This is a genomic window from Seleniivibrio woodruffii (assembly GCF_004339245.1).
GTDB lineage: Bacteria > Chrysiogenota > Deferribacteres > Deferribacterales > Geovibrionaceae > Seleniivibrio > Seleniivibrio woodruffii.
The window spans coordinates 1-20,956 of the sequence record NZ_SMGG01000006.1; the positions used below are offsets into that span (position 1 = coordinate 1).

The 20,956-nt window shown below is 47.7% G+C and carries 17 protein-coding genes; 6 read left to right on the plus strand and 11 right to left on the minus strand.

Translation table 11 applies throughout. The annotated features are described in order from the left end of the window. Positions 1–353 precede the first annotated feature (353 nt). On the minus strand, positions 354–1,169 hold the full coding sequence (locus C8D98_RS11085; protein ID WP_165871295.1) for a helix-turn-helix domain-containing protein: 816 nt from the start codon (positions 1,167–1,169) through the stop codon (positions 354–356). Positions 1,170–1,489: 320 nt separating this feature from the next. Between C8D98_RS11085 and C8D98_RS11090 the strand changes: the two genes are divergently transcribed. The 5 genes from C8D98_RS11090 to C8D98_RS11110 all read left to right on the plus strand — a co-directional run bounded on the left by C8D98_RS11090 (position 1,490) and on the right by C8D98_RS11110 (position 9,016). Next, positions 1,490–1,930, plus strand: a complete 441-nt coding sequence (locus tag C8D98_RS11090; protein ID WP_132874226.1) for a DUF2062 domain-containing protein — start codon at positions 1,490–1,492, stop codon at positions 1,928–1,930. Next, on the plus strand, positions 1,930–2,814 hold the full coding sequence (locus C8D98_RS11095; protein ID WP_132874227.1) for a P-loop NTPase: 885 nt from the start codon (positions 1,930–1,932) through the stop codon (positions 2,812–2,814). Before C8D98_RS11090 ends, C8D98_RS11095 begins: the two co-directional genes overlap by 1 nt. A gap of 12 nt (positions 2,815–2,826) precedes the next feature. After that, on the plus strand, positions 2,827–4,845 hold the full coding sequence (locus C8D98_RS11100; RefSeq protein WP_132874228.1) for a chemotaxis protein CheW: 2,019 nt from the start codon (positions 2,827–2,829) through the stop codon (positions 4,843–4,845). A 516-nt stretch (positions 4,846–5,361) separates the two neighbouring features. After that, complete coding sequence (locus C8D98_RS11105) at positions 5,362–7,263, plus strand: AMP-dependent synthetase/ligase (protein WP_132874229.1); 1,902 nt, start codon at positions 5,362–5,364, stop codon at positions 7,261–7,263. Continuing rightward, positions 7,250–9,016 carry a YgiQ family radical SAM protein gene (locus tag C8D98_RS11110; RefSeq protein ID WP_132874230.1) on the plus strand — a complete coding sequence of 589 codons (1,767 nt, stop codon included), beginning with the start codon at positions 7,250–7,252 and terminating at the stop codon, positions 9,014–9,016. Before C8D98_RS11105 ends, C8D98_RS11110 begins: the two co-directional genes overlap by 14 nt. Here C8D98_RS11110 and mazF read toward each other — a convergent pair. From mazF to ilvA, 5 genes are all read right to left on the minus strand, one after another. Further along, entirely contained in the window at positions 8,997–9,338 is a 342-nt protein-coding gene (gene mazF / locus C8D98_RS11115; RefSeq protein ID WP_132874231.1) for an endoribonuclease MazF, read from the minus strand. The genes C8D98_RS11110 and mazF overlap by 20 nt on opposite strands. Continuing rightward, entirely contained in the window at positions 9,332–9,598 is a 267-nt protein-coding gene (locus C8D98_RS11120; RefSeq protein ID WP_132874232.1) for a hypothetical protein, read from the minus strand. Before C8D98_RS11120 ends, mazF begins: the two co-directional genes overlap by 7 nt. 111 nt (positions 9,599–9,709) lie before the next feature. After that, on the minus strand, positions 9,710–12,433 hold the full coding sequence (locus tag C8D98_RS11125; protein ID WP_132874233.1) for a ChaN family lipoprotein: 2,724 nt from the start codon (positions 12,431–12,433) through the stop codon (positions 9,710–9,712). Between the two features lie 44 nt (positions 12,434–12,477). Then, entirely contained in the window at positions 12,478–13,446 is a 969-nt protein-coding gene (locus tag C8D98_RS11130; RefSeq protein ID WP_132874234.1) for a hypothetical protein, read from the minus strand. Continuing rightward, positions 13,443–14,639, minus strand: coding sequence for a threonine ammonia-lyase (gene ilvA / locus C8D98_RS11135; RefSeq protein ID WP_132874235.1), 1,197 nt, complete (start codon positions 14,637–14,639; stop codon positions 13,443–13,445). Before ilvA ends, C8D98_RS11130 begins: the two co-directional genes overlap by 4 nt. A 116-nt stretch (positions 14,640–14,755) precedes the next feature. Here ilvA and C8D98_RS11140 point away from each other — a divergent pair, with 116 nt between their 5' ends. Beyond that, positions 14,756–15,547, plus strand: coding sequence for a mechanosensitive ion channel family protein (locus tag C8D98_RS11140; RefSeq protein ID WP_132874236.1), 792 nt, complete (start codon positions 14,756–14,758; stop codon positions 15,545–15,547). Between the two features lie 204 nt (positions 15,548–15,751). Here the strand turns inward: C8D98_RS11140 and C8D98_RS11145 are convergent, their stop codons facing one another. The 5 genes from C8D98_RS11145 to C8D98_RS11165 form a co-directional block, all read right to left on the minus strand. Next, a complete protein-coding gene (locus C8D98_RS11145) occupies positions 15,752–16,012 on the minus strand; it encodes a Txe/YoeB family addiction module toxin (protein WP_132874237.1) in 261 nt (86 codons plus the stop codon). Next, the gene (locus C8D98_RS11150; RefSeq protein WP_132874238.1) at positions 16,005–16,259 is read right to left on the minus strand and encodes a type II toxin-antitoxin system Phd/YefM family antitoxin; all 255 of its coding nucleotides are present in this window, start codon (positions 16,257–16,259) and stop codon (positions 16,005–16,007) included. Before C8D98_RS11150 ends, C8D98_RS11145 begins: the two co-directional genes overlap by 8 nt. A gap of 223 nt (positions 16,260–16,482) precedes the next feature. Continuing rightward, on the minus strand, positions 16,483–17,559 hold the full coding sequence (gene ccsB, locus C8D98_RS11155; protein WP_132874239.1) for a c-type cytochrome biogenesis protein CcsB: 1,077 nt from the start codon (positions 17,557–17,559) through the stop codon (positions 16,483–16,485). 11 nt (positions 17,560–17,570) lie between these two features. Then, the gene (gene resB / locus C8D98_RS11160) at positions 17,571–18,926 is read right to left on the minus strand and encodes a cytochrome c biogenesis protein ResB (RefSeq protein ID WP_165871296.1); all 1,356 of its coding nucleotides are present in this window, start codon (positions 18,924–18,926) and stop codon (positions 17,571–17,573) included. Between the two features lie 116 nt (positions 18,927–19,042). Continuing rightward, positions 19,043–20,704: an ammonia-forming cytochrome c nitrite reductase subunit c552 gene (locus C8D98_RS11165; protein WP_165871297.1), complete on the minus strand. Its 1,662-nt coding sequence runs from the start codon at positions 20,702–20,704 to the stop codon at positions 19,043–19,045. Positions 20,705–20,956 lie beyond the last annotated feature (252 nt).

Here is a 20,956-nt window from a genome sequence, read left to right on the forward strand (position 1 = left end):
GAACCCGCAGGGTGAAGAATCTCTGCGTTTGAGACTCTTCGGCTATGCCTCAGAGTGACGTGGCTTACCTTGTGATAGTTGCCGAATAGAGTGACGGGAGTTAACGATTGAAACAACCCTAAACATCAGGCTATCCGAGCGTGGAAGACTGCCACGGGCTATGCCCTCGCAGTGACGTGAAATTGTTTTATATTTGGTTTTTAGATGCAAGCAGGACAAGGAAGGTTATCGATTCTGAAGGGGAGTGTACACATAAGTACATGACCCGAAGAATTGAGAAACTGACGCAGTAGTGCGCCGCAGATAAAAAGCAATAACAAAAAAAAGGCCCTGTCGTTTAACAGGGCCTTTGTCTAATACTTAACCGCATGCCAGTGGATTTTATAAACCCGGCTGTCAGCGGGGATTTCTGCGTCTTTTGAGTGGATAACGGGTTCGCCCGCTCCGACTTCCGGCGCAAAAAGCACTTTGTCAGCAGAAACAAACGCTCGCATATATTTGAGCGATGTTCCGTCGAAATAGAGAACAGGTTCCCTGTCCGCCAGTTCGTTCAGATTGATCTTTTCAACGTACAGAATATCTGATTCGTTGACTTTCGGAGCGAATCTTCCGTCATTAACGGCGATCCACACCGCACCTTTTTCCTTCTCACATCTGCCGTCTTCGACATCGTTAAGGTTAAATCTGATAACGGGTGCTTCAGGCTCATACAGAACCGCTTCTGACTCTGCTGCAACAGAGGTGGCGAGGTCCATCGAATATCCCTCTTCTTCCCCGATCAGATCCGAAACTTTGCAAGTAAGACATCCTGCGAGATTTTCGATTAAATCTCTCTCAAACTCACCATACCCGAGTTCAAGCCTTGAAAGAAGCTGAACATCAAGTTTCGCGACAGCAGCCAGATCGCCTTTGGAAAATCCTCTTTTTTCTCTCATTTTTTTGATATTTTCCCCGATCTCTTTGGTGTTTTTGATATTATCACCATAAGCGAAATAATCCAGCTTCACTTCCAGAAATCTGGCAACTCTGGAGAGTGTCTCAAGATCGGGTTCCCTGCTACCGCTTAGATAGTTTGAAAGTCTGGAAGGTGAAAGGCCGACAGCGCGACAAACGTCTATCTGCTTAATTCCCTTCCTTTTAATCAGTTTTCGAATCTTATCTCCCAACATAAACGAATCATACCTCATTAATTATAACCAGTAAATCAACTAATTGAACATAAGCCTGAAAAATGCACTATACGTGCATACATATGTGTCAAAATATCGTTACCGGCTTGGTTTTTTCGTGATACAGAAACTTTGCTGCCAGAAAAACCTAATTAATTACAAAGCCAATGTTTCTAAACGCTATAATATTACTTCAACTCAAAGTGACAATACTTTTTTTGTATATAACGATTCCGAACCGTAATAATTGTGATTTTGAACATTATTCTTTCCATAATATTATATGAAGACTTTTTAAGAATTTGATGATATGAAAGCGGATGCTCGAACGGATAAGACAAAAGTTAAAAAAGATTCTGCTGCTGGACTACTCTCCGAAAAGGATTGCAATGTCCTGTGCTCTTGGGGTTTTCATCGGGTTTTCACCCTATGTCGGCCTGCACACAGGCATGGCCATGGGAACATCATTCGTTTGCGGCCTGCCGCTTTATCCGCTTCTCATCGGAGCATACATAACAAATCCGTTCACCCTTGTGCCTGTGTATACCGTCTGCTACAAGTTCGGAGTTTTTGTGACAGGCAAGCATGCATCAATGATCCCGGACTTCGACAAGATGGACTACACGAACCTGATGCATACTGCAAAGACTTTTTTTATCCCTTTTTTTGTGGGGACACATCTGCTGGGGTTGATTCTTGGCGTAATAACGTATATCCTATCCTATTACCTAGTAACAAAATATAAGAGCAGAGTCAAATAATGGCTGAAATTATAGCGGTTGCCAGCGGAAAAGGCGGCGTTGGAAAAAGTTTTTTCTCGTCCAACCTCTCAATGTCCCTTAAGACCGCAGGGAACGAAACCCTGCTGGTTGATGCGGATCTGGGCGGAGCGAACCTGCACGACTTTGTAGGGCTTAAGGTGCCCGGAAAGGGACTTTACGAATTTCTGAAAGAGAAGATAGACATCGGCTCGGTTATAGCACAAAGCCCCGCCGGTGTTGATTTCGTGGGCGGTTCCAGCGATGTTCTGGGCATGGCTCACATAACGAACTTCGAAAAGCTCAAGGTTTTAAACAGAATCAAGAAACTCGACTATAAATACATAATCCTCGATCTCGGCGCCGGAACAAGTTTCAATATGATAGATTTCTTCAACTTTGCCGATAAGAAGATTATGATAATGAACTCCGAGCCCACCAGCCTGGAGAACTCATACGGTTTCCTCAAGGTTGCTCTCTACCGCAAGATAGAGCTGCATCTGCGCAAGGACACCAAATACAGCGACATATGCAACAAGCTGCGCAGCAAGAGCATGAACTATCCGAATATCAACACTATTCTCCATGCCCTGTCCGAGGTTGACCCCGCCGGAAGCGACGAAATTAAGCGGATGGTGGACGATTATAAGATAGGCACGGTGCTTAATCTGGTGCGCACAAGAAAAGAATTGAATGTTTTTTACGGTTTTGAGAATGTTACTAAAAAATATCTCGGCATAAATATTGAAAAATTAGGATTTATGCCCTATGATATTAGCGTCAGCGAAAGTATCAAGCTGATGCGTCCTTATTATATAAACAACATGAGAAGCGACGTGGCCAAGTGCATTGATGACATCAGAAGCCACATCCTAACTAAGCTTTGAGGGAGTGCCCACATGAGTAATCTTCAGCCTGTACGAGATCTGGAATACGGAGATGTGAACCACTCTGACGATCTGGAGGTTATCCAGCTGGTCGGCCTCAAGCTCGGCGAAGAGGAATATGCCATTGATGTTCTTAAGATTCAGGAGATAATCCGGACTGTGGACATCACCTCTGTTCCCCGCACCGACTCATTTGTCCTCGGGGTAATGAACCTCAGAGGCAAGGTTATCCCAGTTATAGACCTTCGTGTCCGTTTCTCTCTGGACAAGATGGATTTTGACAAGGAAACCAGAATCATCGTTGTTAAATTTGAAACGGAGAACATCGGCTTCGTTGTTGACGAAGTGACCGAAGTTATCCGCATTAATAAGAAAATGGTTGAACCCACCCCCCCTCTCGTAGGCTCTGTGGGGCAGGAATATATTTTAGGCATATGCAAGTACGCCGACAGACTCATAATCCTTCTGGATATCGACAGCGTTATTGCCGACGGCAAGACTGTTCTGGACAGCAACCTGAAAAAATCTCTCCTCGGTCAGCCTGCGCTGCCCTCTCAGGAGAGCAACTTCAACAAGGTTGCCGCAGCTGTTGAAAAAGAATTCGAATCAAAAGAAAACTATTCACCTGCCGCCATTGAAGCTGATGAGGATATCTTTGAAGAATCCGATGAAGAAGCTCCCGCAGGCGACCTTTCAATAGACGATCTCATAGCTCTTGAGCTTAATAAGCGTGAGCAGGAGACCGACGAACTGAACAAGAAGAAAGAGGAAGGAAAAAAAAAGCCTGAAATAGTTCAGGATTCAATGGATGACATCCTTAACGATGCCCTCAACCAGTCCGAGAACTCAATGCAGTCCACAACAGGACACGTTGAACAGGATGAGCTCGACTTTCTTATTCAGCAGGAACTGACAAAACGCGAAAAAGAGACCGAAGAGCTCAATAAAAAAAAAAATCTAGCTGACATGACAGGACAGGCCTGTGAAGTCAAGCCTGCCCAGGTTCCCAGCATAGAACTTTCTGAAGACGACATCGACAAGCTTATGGAGGCCGAACTGGCCGCTCAGGAGCTTGCAGAGAAAAAATCCTCAAAAATTTCCGTAAAAGATGAAATGATCGAAGAACCCGCCGCAGAGGAAATTTCCGCTGGAGACGGGCAGTTCGACATACCCGAAGACCTCGCCGCAGAGTTCGGTCTGGACGACATCTCTCTGCCCGAAGAAGCTCAGGAAGAGGAGTTCACCCTTCCCGAACCCATCGAACAGGAAATGGGCGACGAGATAATAGGAAAGGGCATTGCCGACAAGTTCACGGAAGACGAAGAGCTTGTGGACTCGGTGGACGATCTTCTGGAACAGCTGAAAGACATCCCATCAGAACCTGTGGCAGTTGACAGTGTGCAGGCCATGAAAACCGCCGCATCACCCTTCAACGAACAGGAGTCCTTTGAAAAACTGAAAACTCTCTCCAAAAAGATCATAGACGGCGAAAAAGTTGACCTCGGAATAAGCATAAAGCAGGAAGTTTCCGAGCTTCTCCGCCTTATTCTGGACACAAAAGGCCGTGTGGACGAGATCGAACCCACACTGATAACCTCCAGAGAACAGATCCCCACTCTTGTAAAATCCCTTGAAAATGTGACCGAATCCACAGAAGAGGCCACTCTGGGACTTATGGAGGCGGCGGACGGACTGACCGGCCACTATCAGGAGTTCCTTGACGAGATAGAGGATCTGGAAGACCTTATGTACAAAAAGGATCAGGCCGCAATCCTGAAAAAGCTGGAAGCCCTTGAAAACAGCGCCGCAATGGCCGACACAATGGGCATGAACATTCTGCACTCACTGGAATTTCAGGATATCACCGAGCAGAAACTTAGAAAAGTAATAAACGCTGTGCGTGAGATAGGCGGAAGGCTGGGCGCAATTCTCGGCTTCATAAAACTGAAGCAGGAGGTCGATCCCACTACAGTGGAAGATGCTTCTCAGGACGATATCGACAAGCTTCTTGCGGAGTTCGGACTGAACTGACAGCAAGTTTAATGTGTATATAAATTGATACTGCGGGGTGTTTTCCACATCCCGCAGTTTTTGTTTGTTTTGTTTATTTTGAACTTTAGTCGGTCTGTTTTATTCAGAGACAGTACGGGGCGGCTATTTGGTTTTGTAATAGCTTTCATAAAGCGTTCCACTTTGTTGAAAACCTGTGGAAAAAAATCCCGTCTTTATCAACATTATCAGACACCGCCTTTTGCGCATAAGCACAATACCTTATTTATAAACAACTTACCCCAAACGCTTGACAAGCAAGGCTTACACCTGTCAAGCATTTTTTTCTCCACAAAATTGTGGAGAATTTGTTCAAAGAAAAATAAACACCTTCGAAAACCGATTAAAAATAAGGGGTTTAACCGCTTTGTATAAAATTTGTGCAGACTTATTCTGATAAAAAAAAATTTATGTATCTTTTTTAATACACTTACATTAAAAATATTGCATAGTGATTTGGTTTGAACTAAAATACTGTTCTTAAATGAGACAAACTTAATGGCAAATACAGATACAAGATCAGTCTTCCGCATGTTTGTTGAAGCCTGCGGAAAGTACAAAAAAAACACTGCTTTTATCTACCGTGTGGGCGGTCAGGAGCTTTCTGTTACATACAAAAAACTCCTGGAGGACGTGTTTCTTCTCTCCCGCTGCTTCAAAAGTTACGGGGTTGAAAAGGGAAGCAAGGTTCTTTTCATTTCCGACAACCGCTACGGCTGGATAGTCACAGACATGGCTCTGGCATCTCTTGGTGCCATCAGCATTCCCAGAGGAAGCGATACCCCTCCCCACGAAATGAAATACATAACAGGTCACTCAGAAGCTGACTTTGCAATTTTTGAGACAGAGACCGTCTATGAAAATGCGCAGTCGGATCTTCTGGACGAATACTATAAAAGCATCTTCCTGATAGAAGGCGAAGACAAAGACCGCCCCGAAGGCAAGGTGCACACGTATAACGAAATGCTGGCCGACAGAACCTTCACCGAAGATGAGATGAAGGAGTTCTGCGAGTCCAACCCCACAGGAATAGACGAAACTTTCACCATAATCTATACATCAGGCACAACAGGCCATCCCAAAGGGGTCATCCTGTCCAACAGGAACGTCATATATAACCTTGACATGCTCCCCGGCCTTATAGCCCTTTCCGAAAAGGACAGCTGGCTCTCAATTCTGCCCACATGGCACATTTTTGAGCGTGCGGCCGAGCTTCTGGCAATCACAAACGGATGCTGCACAGTCTATTCATCGGTGAAGACCTTTGCTATGGATCTTGAGCAGTACAGACCCACCATCGTGGCCACAGTGCCCCGTGTGTGGGAATCGCTCTATTCAAAGGTTCAGGCGGCGCTGGAAAAGCAGTCCAAGTTCAAGCTGTTCATGTTCCAGTTTCTGTCCCGTGCATCGGCATCATTCAACAGACATTCCAGATATCTTCTGGGAGTCAACCCCGAATTCGAAAAGACACCTTTAAAACAAAGACTTAAAGAGATAGGCGTATCTATTGCCAAAGTAATACTTCTCCTGCCCCTCAAGATAATTGCCATGAACAAGTTCAAAGCTGTTCAGGCAAAATTCGGCGGAAGGCTCAGACTGGCTGTCAGCGGCGGCGGAAGCCTGCCCGGCTACCTTGAGGACTGGCTGGATGCCATCGGCCTTCGAATCGTGAACGCATACGGAATGACAGAGTGCGCCCCCGCCATCGCAGGAAGGGGTCTGGACTGTCAGGTTTTCGGAACGCTAGGACGCCCCGTTAAAGGCACAAAAGTCCGCATTGTTGACGAAAGCGGCAGAGAGGTTCCCAGAGGTCAGGAGGGCGAGATTCAGGTCAAGGGTCCGCAGGTTTTCAGCGGATACTACAACCAACCCGACGAGAACGAAAAATCCTTCACGCCGGACGGCTTTTTCAAAACAGGAGATCTGGGAAAACTCACTTTCACCGGAGAACTGAAGATTACCGGCCGCATCAAGGACATCATTGTCCTTGCCAACGGCGAAAACATAGACCCTTCGAGAATCGAATCCGCCATAACCATGCTCCCCTTTGTCAAGGACGCAGTTCTGGTGGGTCAGGATCAGAAGAGCCTTGCGGCTCTTATCATTCCCGATATGGAGAAGCTCAGGGACTACATGAACAACAAACTGGAACATATCCGCACCGACTTCGACATGAACTCGAAACCCGTTGTTGATCATGTTAAGAAGGAGATAAACAAACTCCTTTCCCACAAAAAAGGCTTTAAAAACCATGAAAAACTGCACAACCTCTCATTTCTTGAGCAGGAGTTCAAACAGGGCGAGGAACTGACCAACACCCTGAAAAAGCGCAGGCATTTCATTGAAAAGCGTTACAAAGAGCTTATCTCGGGACTTTTTAAATCAAATGACAACCAGTAAAAATTTTCTCCCCGTCACCGCAGAGGAGATCTCTGCGCTGGGATGGGACAGACCTGATATTATACTTGTGTCCGGAGACACCTATCTGGACAGCCCCTACAACGGAACGGCCATCATAGGCCGCCTGCTTCAGGACGAGGGCTACCGTGTGGCTATCATAGCACAGCCTGATATGAACACTGCGGACATCGCACGTCTGGGCGAACCGAAGCTCTTCTGGGGAGTTTCCGCCGGATGCGTCGACTCAATGGTGGCAAACTACACAGCCTCCAAGAAAAAGCGCAGAACAGACGATTTCACCCCCGGCGGCGAAAACGACAGACGCCCCGACAGAGCACTGCTGGCCTACACCAACCTGATACGCAGACACTTTAAAAATACAAAACCGATAGTTCTGGGCGGCATAGAGGCCAGTCTGCGCAGAGTCACCCATTACGACTTCTGGTCGGACGGACTGCGCAAACCGATACTGTTTGATGCAAAAGCGGACTATCTTGTCTACGGAATGGGCGAAAAGACCATTCTGGAGCTTGCCGAAGCTCTTAAAAACGGTTCGGACACAACAGGAATAAGGGGGCTGTGCTACTACGCCAAAGAGATCCCCGCAGGATATGCCGAGCTGCCCTCTCACGAGGAATGCACAGAAGACAAAGACGTTTTCACCAAAATGTTCCATACATTTTATCAGAATAACGATCCCATAACGGCCAAAGGGCTGGCGCAAAGGGTTGACACAAGATACCTGATACAGAACCCGCCTTCACAGACGCCCAGCCGCATCGAGATGAACAGATACTACGAACTGCCGTACACCTACAGAGTGCACCCGTTCTACGCCGCACAGGGGCCTGTGCGTGCTCTGGACACAATCCGCAACTCGGTGACCACCCACAGAGGATGCTACGGTGAGTGCAGTTTCTGCGCAATAGCCGTACATCAGGGAATAACGATAGCAGAACGGACTGAGGCCTCTGTCCTTAAAGAAGTCCAGCGGTTCATAGATGCAGAAGGGTTCAACGGCATCATAAACGATGTTGGCGGCCCCACGGCAAACATGTTCGGCATGGAATGCCGCAAGAAAAAAGATCACGGCAGATGTGCAAACAAGCGATGCCTCTATCCGCAGAAATGCCCCCAGATGCCTTCCGATCACAGAAAGCTGAACAGCCTTCTGAACAGCATCCGGAAAACTGAAGGGATAAAGCGTGTTTTTGTGGCATCAGGAATCAGATACGACATAATAATGGACGACAAGGCATTCGGCGGTCAATATCTTGACAACATGGTCAATTTCCATGTCAGCGGTCAGATGAAGATTGCGCCGGAACACATGAAGGACAACATCCTCGGACTGATGGGCAAACCCTCGGCGGACGTGCTGAAAAAGTTCGTGGAGGATTTTTATAAGCGGAACAAGGTCAGACAGCAGTTCCTCACCTATTATCTGATTGCGGCGCATCCCGGCTGCACTGTGCAGGATATGGAGGATCTGAAAAAATTCACCTCAAAGGAACTCAAGATAAACCCGGAGCAGGTGCAGATATTCACCCCCACACCGTCAACCTATTCGTCTTTAATGTATTACACTGAAAAAAACCCTTTCACAGGGGAAAGCATTTTTGTGGAAAAAGATCCCAACAGGCGCAAAATCCAGAAGGATATCATCGCTCCGCCGGAAGAGAAAAAACCTGTGAAAACAGTACCCTATCCCTTCGCTAAAAAGAAAAAGGGCTCTAATCGCCCAAAAGGATAACCGATATGTTTCTCAGGACTGCCTCAAGCTCCTTATCATCGGCTTTAGCTATGAATGAGGCATTTCTGACTTTCCAGTCAAGGCTTTTAACCTGATCCGACAGCACCACACCATTTATACCGTCATGATTTATTGAAACTTCGAAAACATATCCTTTCACTCTGCTGGTGACAGGACACATGAGAGCCAGACCTGTCTTTCGGTTATATTCTTCTCCGGAAACAACAATTGCCGGCCTATGCCCCTTCTGTTCGTGTCCGGACTGCGGGTTAAAATCAAGCCAGACGATATCACCCTTCGCAGGCACATACCCCTTTACCATTCTTCATTCCCCGTTTTTTCGCCTGTTGAAACTTCCGAATGCAGAGTATCATCCGTAATCTTAGACAGCATATTTTTAAGGATTGAATCAGCCTCCGACACTGTGAGTTCACCCAAAGGTATCTCTTTGAAAGGAATCAGAATTATGCGGTTCTCGCTATCCACCGTTACACGGACACTGCTGACTCCGTTCAGAAGCCTGCCAAGGGTGATGCGTCCTTTGCTATCGGGTTTGAGAGTCATCTCAAATTTTTCAGCCATTCCCATAGTAATCCTCCTGACTTTATAATACCCTCAACCCGCATATAATCAAGTGGGAAACGGCATGATTCCCACCTAAAAAGAAAAAGGGGCGTTAGCCGCCCCTCTTCGTTAAAACTTTATCTTCAGAGTCTCCTCTTTGTCTTTTCGCAGAACCACTAACTCGTACTCCCTGCCCTTTTCGGCGTACAGAAGTTCCAGCTTAAGGGTTTGCAGTCCACCAACAGTAACCCTGTTGAACGACACTATAATATCATCCTTCAGAACGCCCGCCGTCTGCGCCGCCGATTTGTCGCTGACATCGGCAACTTTCAGCTTTCCGTCCTTATCGTCTATACCAACGCCCAGCATGGGCGATGCATCGTAGTCAGTCTCCTGCGGATAGAGGATGTAGTCGGCCACTCCGGGCTTATTGTCCTCGTCCTGAACAACAGCAACATAGTTCATCAGGTTTCTGCGAAACAGCCGTTCGGGGATGGAAGTCCTGTTGCGAATATGCCCGTTGCCGGCAAGGAGAACAAAAAGTCTGTCGGGGTTAGCCGTCATATATTTATATGCGCTGTCCGCCATTGTCTCATCCCACACTATCTGAGCCTCGTAGAAATTCTCAAAATCCCTGCCCATGGGGTGCATATTGAATATTTTATAAAGTCCGTCACGGTATTCGCCGCCGGTATATTCAATCGTTTCAGGTATCTGTTTAAGCTCTTCATCAGTAAGGGACTTTATTCCGCCTGATGATATTTTTTTGGTTATCTCCTGCGGTGTGTTCAGCGCAACCAGAGGAATGCGGTTCTCCTTCGCATAGCGGAAGATCGGCGCATAAAGCCTGTAGTCATACTTCCAGCGGGTATAATATTCAGTTTTCTCAAGCATTTCCCGCTCGGTTATTTTGCCTGACAGATAGTCGTCAAGTACAGGCTGAAAAGGCTTCTGTATCATCTCAAGCCCAACGGCAATCTTTTTCCCCGCTTCGTTCAGCCTGCGGATAAACTCCAGCTGGTTCTCATGGTGGGCAAAATCCGTATGGGTCTCGCCGACATAGAACACTCTCGCATAAGGGTTTTCATCTATAATGGTTTTAATGCTGATCGCCGACTGCACACGCTCCCCCTGTCTGTCGTCATAAAGTCTGAACCGCTCTCCCTGCACCGACTGATCCATGACAGGCCTCAGCCTGCCGTTTTCGCTCACCACTGAGGAGTATTTTCCGTAGTGGGTCACTCTGGGGAAGTTAGCCGCCGCCGTTTCCGCATCGTCCGCATGGATTATGTATGACATCCTGTCGCTGTGAAGCGGATGGAGAGAGGACAACACGGCAAATTCGGGTTTTATGAAAGGAGCGTTAACCCCGTAATATTTCCTGAATGCGGCGTTGTCGGCATCAAGAAAAATAATTATTTTATCGTTATACTGATAAGGATTTACAGTATCATTATAAACCTCGGCATTATCTATCATCTTTAAAACGCTTGCGTATTTTGTTTTATTTTTATCACTGACAAAAACAGCCTTGGGATATTTGCTCCACATTGCATAGAGAGCCGGATAAAGCTCTGTTCTCTCAAGGATTCGGGCTGTTTTATAGTTGGGATCTATCACCAGTTCAACGGGTCTATCTTTGGTTTTGATGCTGAAATTCACTTCTTTCGCATCGATATATTTCGTAAAAACCGTGTCTGATTTTTCTGTTTTAACAATTACTTCCAGAGGATAGTTAAGGTTTTCATACTTGTTTTTCAAAATGAACGATGTTTCATAACCATCATTGACAGCTTTGAAAGATACGTCCTTTGCATCAAAGTCCGCAATGGCGGTTTCGTTAAGCCAGCCGTCAAAATATTTGTCCAGTTTCCGGTCTGATACGTCCTCGAATACCTTTCTGACATCATTCCAGTCAGCTTTTTTGTATTTATACTTCGAGTAGAGCCTTTTCAGCCCTTTGTTGAAATCATCGCCGAGCATATCATCCAGCATGGAAAAGACCATCATCCCTTTGGAATAGCCCACAGCCTGACTTGCCCTGTCTTTGTTATAGACAAAGTCTTTCAGAGCCGTACCCTCCTCTTTCTGTCTGGCGTTCTGCATGACGTTTATTATGGCCGCCTTGCGGTATTCAATACCCTTGCCGTCCTTCTCGTCATACAGCCTGTCAGCCAGATAGGTTGTCAGTGCCTCCGCCCAGTTGCCGTCTTTGGTGTCCACAGCAACGCCCAGCCATTGGTGAAGAAGTTCGTGCCCAAGCGATGTCCGGGTAAGGAAGGGCATGGGGATTATTTTTTCGGAGATAAACGTCAGCGATACCAGCGCATGCCCCACGGGGTAGGGAACGTCTGCAACGGCAAACCTGCCGTAGGGATATTTTCCGAACATATCCGTATAGAGAGCAAGCAGTTCCTTTATGCGTGCCATGTATGCGCCGGAGTACTGCATGTTCGCCTTGCTGAAATAGAGTGCGACCTCCACTCCGTTCACAATTTCGGACTTTATCTGCCATTTGTCGGAGATGGCCAGAACCATTCCGTGATTTGCATTTTTCAGGGTGAATTTCCAGCCGTATTTGGTCTTTTCCGCCTTGTCGCTCTCGGCAAGGGCAACGTAGCCCTCAGGCAGTGTCAGTTCCAGCGTATAGCTGTCGTCCTTCGGTTCGCCGAACCAGTCGTCATAGATTATATAGGTGCCGTCTGTCCCTTTCAGAGTATAACTGAAAGGTTTACCGTCCACAGTGCCTGAGATCACAGAGTTGGCCATGTCCGCCTTCGCCTTGACCAGAGTGGCGGCACTGGCAGAAATAGCTGATGTGACAAGGATTAACAAAATCAGCAGTCTTTTCATGTTAGCCTCGGATAAAGTATTCAAATATATCGGAAAGACAGGTATCAGGCCTTATTGTTCATAAAGAGAAACCTGTAAAACCATGTGTCAGGAAGTTTTGCGCTCAGGCGTACCGCCGCCGCCACAAGAAGCACCGCAAACACCGTGCGCATCCACAGGATGCCAGATATGTGTCCCCCTATGGTCATCATGAGCAGGGTATCCTCTATCATAGAGTGACAGATGCCCATGAAAGCGAGGCTGAAAAATACGTCCCTGTGGGAGATGTTTCCGGAGCGGGCTTCATTTATTATCAGTCCGCCGCCGTATGTCAGCCCCAGAGTGAACCCCACCATAGTGAGATACGCCGCCTCTTTCCCTATCCCCATCAGCTTCATAAGGGGTTCGCATGCCGAGTTTATCAGGTTTATGACTCCGCAGATTTTCAGCAGCTTCATCATAAACACCAGAGCAAGCACAATGCATGCGATATAGAAAAGACTGCGCACCTCGCCCAGCGCCCATCCGGCAAGGGATGCGTCCTGAGCGGCAGGTTTCAGCAGTATTTCGGCGGGATGCTGAAGCCATCCGCCGGTTTTGTACACAAGATTCAGCAAAATTCCGAAGACCAAAGCCGAGCATATGCGGAAGGCGGCCATAGCCGCAAACCGTGTGCCCGCTTTTCTGGCTATTTGAACCTCAACGGGTATCGCGTGTGCCATCAGCATCATAGTGGCCAGAACGGTGGCCTGAGCCGCCGTAACCTCCACCCTGTCCGCAAGGGATGCAAACACTATAATTCCGCCGTATATATTTGTGAGGAGAGCAGAGGCCCACGCAAGCCCCATTTCACCCGGCAGACCCGTCAGCACCATAACAGGTGCCAGAACTCTGCCCAGAAGGGTCACAACCCCTATGACATCCAGAATTTTTATCAGGATCATCATAGGGATAAGTATCTTGAACAGTTCAGCAAGTATGAAGAACGACTCTTTGAAGGTTGAGACAAAGAGGTGCTTCACACTGTATATCATACTAAGCGCTCTATCTCATAAAGTGAGCTGAGACGCTCCATAATTCTGTCGATGTGCTCCTGCCCTCTGGTTTCCAGAGAAACGTTAACACGGCTCTGACTCAGAGGAACCCTCTGGTCGTTGCGGATGTGGTCTATCTGGTGGATGTTCGCCTGAAGTCTGCTTATCTCCTGTGACAGAGAGGTCAGAGCACCGGGAACGTCACGCAGAATGATTGACACGGTCATGAATCTGCCTGTGGCGGTCATGCCTCGGCTTATGATGCGGCTGATGGTGGTGACGTCTATGTTTCCGCCGGAAACCACAAGAACCGTCATCTTGTCCTTAACGTCAATCTTTCCAGCCAGAAGAGCCGCCAGAGGAGCCGCTCCGGCACCCTCCACAACCAGCTTCGCACGCTCTATGTACTCAAGCACCGCAAGGGCTATCTCCCTCTCAGACACTGTGACAAGATCGTCCACGCAGTTCTGGCAGGACTCGAATGTCAGCTTGCCAACCTGCTTAACGGCGATGCCCTCTGCAAAAGTTGCGGATGACGAAAGGCTGACCACCCTGCCCTCGGACAGACTGCTCACCATTCCCGCCGCCTCTTCTGCCTGAACACCTATTATTTTTATATCAGGGTTAAAGCCCTTAACATACTCTGCAATACCGGAAATAAGTCCGCCGCCGCCCACAGGAACGACGATCTGGTCGATGTCCGGCTTCTCTCTGAGGATCTCATAGCCGATGGTTCCCTGTCCGGCAATTACGTCATGATCATCGAAGGGATGTATGAAATGCAGACCACGCTCTTTGCCCAGCTGAACGGCATGTTTGTATGCATCCTCGAACGACTGTCCGTGGAGAACAACCTCCGCTCCGTGGCTCTGTGTACTGGACACCTTCACCATGGGCGTGAACTCCGGCATTACTATCACAGCCTTTATTCCCAGCGTTTTTGCGCTGAAAGCCACGCCCTGAGCATGGTTTCCCGCTGATGCGGCTATGATTCCGCCTCGGCATTTGTCCTGATTTTTAAGAATGCAGTTCAGTGCGCCTCTTATCTTGAAAGAGCCTGTTCTCTGGAGATTTTCCAGTTTAAAATAGATGTCCGCTCCGGTTATCTCCGAAAAATTGTTCGAATAATACAGCGGAAGCGGTTTGATGTAGCTTTTTATCCTGTCCCAGGATTCGGTTATCTCGTTTAACATACGGATATATTAGCTTTTATACAGATAAATGCAACCCCGACCTTGCAAAATAGCTGTACAATTCAGACGGATTTTAGGGTATTATCCGTTATGAGACAATGACAGGAGCATTATAAATGAGTGATATTCTACCGGATCTTACAACCTACGCATGGCAGATAATCTTTGCCATTCTGCTGGTGGTCATCGGAAGGTATGCTGCAAGGTATCTGTCCAAGTTCTGCCTGCGCCTTATGGAAAAGGGGCGGATGGACATGACGCTTTCCAAGTTCCTTTCGGGTTTGATATATTATCTGGGTATGACCGTTGTGGTCATAGCCGCACTGAACCAGCTGGGCATCGAGACAACCTCCATCGTGGCGGTTCTGGCAACTGCGGGTCTGGCCGTCGGTCTGGCCCTTAAAGATTCACTGTCCAACTTTGCCGCAGGGGTTATGATAATAATCTTCCGCCCGTTCGTAATAGGCGACACAATAGAGGCCGCAGGAACAACCGGCACGGCCGAGATCATAGGAATTTTTACAACACAGCTGAAAACAGCTGACAACAAAGCTATAATCGTGCCTAACTCCGCAATAATAAGCAACAGCATAACAAACTATTCCGCAAACGACACCAGACGGGTGGATCTGACCATCGGCGTCAGCTACGAGAGCGACATCAAAAAGGTTAAGGAAATTCTGGCTGAAATAGTTGAAAAGGACGAAAGAGTCTTGAAAGACCCCGCCCCCACTATAGCGGTTGCGGCTCTGGCCGACAACAGCGTCAACTTTGCCTACAGGCTGTGGGTGAAAACAGACGAATACTGGAACGTATATTTCGATACGCTGGAAACGGTCAAGATACGCTTTGATGAAGAGAAGATAGCTATACCCTATCCGCAGATGGATATTCATATCACAAAATAACAGAAGGGGAGCTTTGCGCCTCCCCTCGGGTTGTTGACAAAGTCTTAGTGTTATGAGATTGCCACGTCACTTCGTTCCTCGCAATGACGTAAATAACTGTCACTGCGAGCGTAGCGCGGCAGTCTCATCACGGTGGCATGCCTGAAACTTCAGTTTGTCATCAGTCTGATGGGAGCTTTGCGGCTCCCCTTTTTTACCCAACAATTAATAATGATAGCGGCAGGAAATGATAACCAATTTATCCTCTTCAACAGCATAAACAAGCCTGTTAGTATCGTCCATCCGCTTTGACCAGAAACCGGACAGATTCTCCCTGAGAGCTTCGGGCTTTCCTATTCCGCCGAAAGGCTCACGCAGAGTGTCTCTTACCAGCAGATTTATTCTTTTAAGCGTCTTTCTGTCCTGCGACTGCCACCAGACGTAATCTTCCCATGCTTCCTCGGTCCATGCGACCAGCTTAGTCATCAGTCAGTTCCCTGACTTTCGTTTCCCCCTGTCTGTACTGAGCCGCAGACTTCATCAGATGTGCGGCGTTGGCAGGAGTTTTAAGCAGGTGGAACGTCTCCATCATGCTGTTGAAGGTATCCAGCGACATTACAACTGTATCCTCAGCATCCCTGCGGGTGATTATTGCGTAGTCGGCATCCTCAACAACTGTGTCGAGAACAGATTTCAGATTGTTTCTTGCTTCGGTGAAATTAATGACTTTCATGATATCGCCCCCAACATGTTCAATATAATGTACATGTCAGGAGCGATAATTTCAATAGATATTATGAATCTCAGTCTGAGGCGTAGCCTCTTGTCTTTGCAAACCCTTTACGGGTGAAGCAATCTTCCACGCTTGCTGAGCTTTGAAGACTGCCACGCCGATTACATCGGCTCGCAGAGACGGGCATCACGGGGTGGTCAGATGCGTGGCATATGACCGCCTATTACAGCCCGCCGTAGGAATGGAGGCCTGAAATCAGCAGGTTTACTCCCACATAGGTAAATATGGTGCAGATGAATCCGGCAACCGCAACTGCGGAAGCCCTTGCGCCTGTCCACTCCTTAACGTATCTGGCGTGGAGATAGAACGCATAGATAAGCCATGTAATGAGTGCCCAGGTCTCCTTGGGATCCCATGCCCAGTAGCGTCCCCAAGCCTTGTCGGCCCAGACGGCGCCGAAGATAAGTCCTCCTACGGTGAAAATAGGGAAACCCACCGAAACCATCTTGTAGGTCAGCTCCTCCATCATCTTTCCGTTCAGCTCGAACCTGTCCATAAGGTTTGCCAGTCTGCCGCCAAGAATCCATGAAACCGCACAGAAAAGAACATAGACGGCAAAAACGCCGAATATTCCGCCTGTGCTCATCTTTTTAAACGTGTAGTAAAGGGGTTTGTATGTGCCTTCAACAGCCTTTGCCGACATAGCCGCCGCAAAGTCGCCGAAGATAAGCAGTGTAATGAATACAAACGTACCCAGTGCAACCGTCCAGAAAATGTACACTCCGTTTTTGCGTGGAAGACGCAGAGAGGCCAGATGCAGAACCGCCGCAACAAACGACAGCGAAAATGCGGAATAGGCAACGAAGCTCATTGTGGCATGCGCCAGAAGCCAGTTGCTCTTAAGTGCGGGAACAAGGGGCTGAATACCCTTCGCTGCGCCCACAGTATCAACGAACGCTACAGCCATGCCCGCAATTGCGGTCAGGAATGCGCCGAGGAATTTTGTTTTGTAGCGTCTTTCGATATAGATGTTGCCTAGTATGATGCACCATGCGAAGAACAGCAGGGACTCATAAAGGTTTGTTATCGGTATGGAATGGAAGAAACCCAGCTCGAACGAGTTGGAAAACTCCGCCCAGCGCAGGAGAAATGCCACGGTGTGGCAGACGAAGCCGGATATCACGGCCCATGACGCAACCTTGCCGATAACCTCTTTTTTCAGAATGAGGTAGGCAACGTAGACCGCCATTGTGAGCATGTATGTTATACTGGCGATTCCGAATAAAACAGAGCTATTCATATATAACCTTCTTACAGGGTTGAGTTTTTAAGTTTTTCAAGCAGTTCCGGAACGGATGATTTGAACTTGCTTCTGTCGGCACAGGCCGAAACCTCTGTTTTGCCTTCCGTTTCCGTTATGCGCACCCAGATGCGCTCGTGGCGGAAATAAAAAGCGATTACAACTCCGAGGCCGAGGATGAAGAATCCCACATAAACGATATATTCAGCAGGATCGTAGGTTACGGAAAGAACCGAATACTGTGCCCCTCTGACATCCTCAAACTGGATGCTGACGTCGTTGAAAAGTCCTGATTCGGGATATGCGTTGAACACCCATTTCGTTCCGAGTGAAACCTCGTTCTCGTCAAAAACTTCAATGAGAACTGCGGGGTTCATCATAAGGGTGTTGAAGTTAACCAGCCTTCCCTTTTCATCCTGTCCCAGAGAGGGAGCAAAATCCACAACCTCTGCCGATATCTCGGTGCCGGGAACTGTGAATTTTTTACCGAAAGAGGCGGCTATCTGTTTGACCTGACCTTTTTTTCCGGTGTTCATTATGAAAGAAAGATCCTTGTTCGCATAGAATCCGAAGTTGGTCTGGAACAGCCTGTAGCCTTTGTATGAAACGGGCGAGTTTACAAGTATCTGCGCCTGAGTTTCTTTTTTGTTGTCTATTATTGTGATATCCGAACGGTAGAGCTCCGCCTTAACGGAATCTTTGTAGTATTTTACATCGAAGTTATCCAGACGAACCGCAAAGGGAAGAGGTTTTGTCTTGCCGTCCGCAAAAACCACAACGTCGTCGCTCTGGCCTTCGATAACACCCAGATTGCCTTTGAATCCGAAGATGATCCCCGCCAGTGCGGCAATGAGGATAACCATGATCCCGAGGTGGGTTATGTAAACACCGCTTCTGCTGAAACGGCCTTTCTCTGCGGCAAGGTAAAGGGTTTTGCCGTCGGTCTCTTCAACAGTGCTGTAGTTTTTCAGAAATGAGCGAACCTTGGCTTCCGCATCGTCGTCCGCCTCGAATGTCACCGAGTTTGACGAGTTATCGAATATATTCCTGTTTACCGTGACAGGTGTCTTAAGCTGACGGTACACATGGGAAAGCCTGTAAAATGTGCATACTGTCAGGTTCAGCCCGAAGAGCACAAGCAGGGTAATGAACCACCATGACGAATAGAGGTCGGCTATTCCGGCCTTCACCAGAAAGTTATAGACCTGTTCGTGGGTCATTCCCAGTTTGTCCGAAAGCCAGAACACCGCCTTTGAGCCTGAGTCGTTCTGCTGGACAAACGTACCGATTGATGAGCCTAAAGCTATCATGATAAAAAGAAACATTGCAAGTTTAACGGAAGCGAAAAAGTCAAGTATCCTTTTCAAGGTACACCTCAGATTATAGAATGCCACAAACGGCATCCGTTTCCAATAAAATAGTATCTTATGATTAGGAGAAGAAAAACGGGGGACCTTTCAGTCCCCCGATATATGATTGTCTGTTACTTCGCAGCGGGTGCTGCGGCAGGTGCGGCTGCTGAAGCTGCTTTAGCGTCAAGAGCATCGTTGATGATCTTGATACCTTTCTGAGACTCATCCATAGATTTGGTCAGAGACTCTCTGGCCATTTCGGGGTTGTGGAAGCCGTCAGAGTTTTCAGCTGTCCAGTATTCCCAAAGGATGTGTGCTCTGAGGTGCTGATCCTGAGCCTGCTTGATAACAGCGGCGTCAAGTCCGGCTTTTTTACCTTCAACTATCTTGTCGATGAGTGAGGACAGCCAGAACTCAGCTTTTCTCATTTTGCCTTTAGTATAAGCTTTTACAGAGTCGATTGCATAAACTGCATCCTTCTCGTTCCAGCCTGTGTAGCATTTGCCTGTGAGGCAGGAAGCCTTGATGTTGTCTTTAGGAGTGACAGCATAGTGAGATGTGTACATCTTGCCGTCTTTGCCTTTCACTTTGGGAGTGTGGCAAGTGTCGCATCCTACGCCGGCTTTAGCGTGTACAGAGTTATAGTAGGACTCTGACTCGGGGTGCTGTCCTTTCCACAGGTAGCCGCCTGTGAGGGCATGTTTGAAGTCGTAGAACTTGATCTGGTTTTCATAGTGCTCATACAGGTCCAGAGCTCCCTTGAAGGGGAAGTGGTTAGTTCTGGGGTCGTCAAATGTGACGGGTTTGCCTGATTTAGAGTCTGTGCCGGGGTTGCAGTTGTACTCAACGTGGCACTGACCGCACTGAAGTCTTGTGTCATATTTTTCAAGAATAGCGATCTTTCTTGTGTAGCCTCTCATACCCATGTCGTAAACTTTGAAGTTTGTACGGTTGGGGTCTTTGTGCCACAGAGTGTCCGCTTCGGGTCTTGTGAGAGCCTGAATAAGGGCATCTCTTACGATTCTCGGTTTGGCAGAGTGAGGATCGTGGCAAGTGAAGCAGTTAAGACCGTGCTGGATCTTTTTAGTCTGGATCATCTCAACAGGCTTGCTCTTTCTGGAGAAAGGTGCGCCTACAGTGGGGTCGCCAAGGTAGGGCCAGTCAAGGATATGGTCCTGAGTTTTACACTGGAAGCAAACGGGGTTAACCGCTGTTGCAGTCTGTCTCATGAATACTTTCTGGTCGCCTGTGGAGGGCTCTTTGTCGACGATTGAATCCCAGATTTTTCCGGGTTTGTCGTTAACATATTCCCAGCCGTTTTTGGGCTGGAATCTGCCGCCGGCAGCTCTGTCGACAATGATCTGATCCAGAAGCATGAAGGGGTGGCTTCTTGTAAGAGCGTGCTCTTTTGTGAAACCGTGACCCATCATCAGTTTGTCCCAGAAGGGGTTGGGTGCTCTGTTTGTCAGCTGAGATTTTTCATCTCTGGCAGGACGGTGTTTGTTAACTTTCAGGAAGCTGTCGTGCTGGTTCTTGTGGCACTTTCCGCAGGCTTCCCATGAAGTGTCTACCATAGGACGCTTGGAAGAGTCCGCAAGGTGCTCTTTCAGTCCGGAGTGGCAGTTTACGCAGTTAACGTTTTTGTGTTTTCCGCCTGCATGCAGTTCTTTAACTACGTCATGGCACTCGTAGCACTGCTTAGCATTGACGGGTTTTTCCATTGCGGCCATAGCGGATGATGCAAACAGCATTACCATTGCTGTCATCGCAACGACCAAAATAAACTTTGTCATTCGCAACATCTTTCCTCCTTTTATTTGTCAAAACGCCAATTAGGAATATTGCTTATATGAGTTATACCTGTAATTTTGTCAGAATGGTGTTAATGATATTAATATAAAGTAAAGATTGTTAAGGCCGGTGAACCGGAATGGTATATTACTGTCAGGGGGCTGTTTTTCCTTGTGAGAAAAATAAGGCGGAGAACCTTTAAAAGCTGAGATTCTTCGGAAAAAACCATAAAAACAGGGCTTATAAGGCTTGTC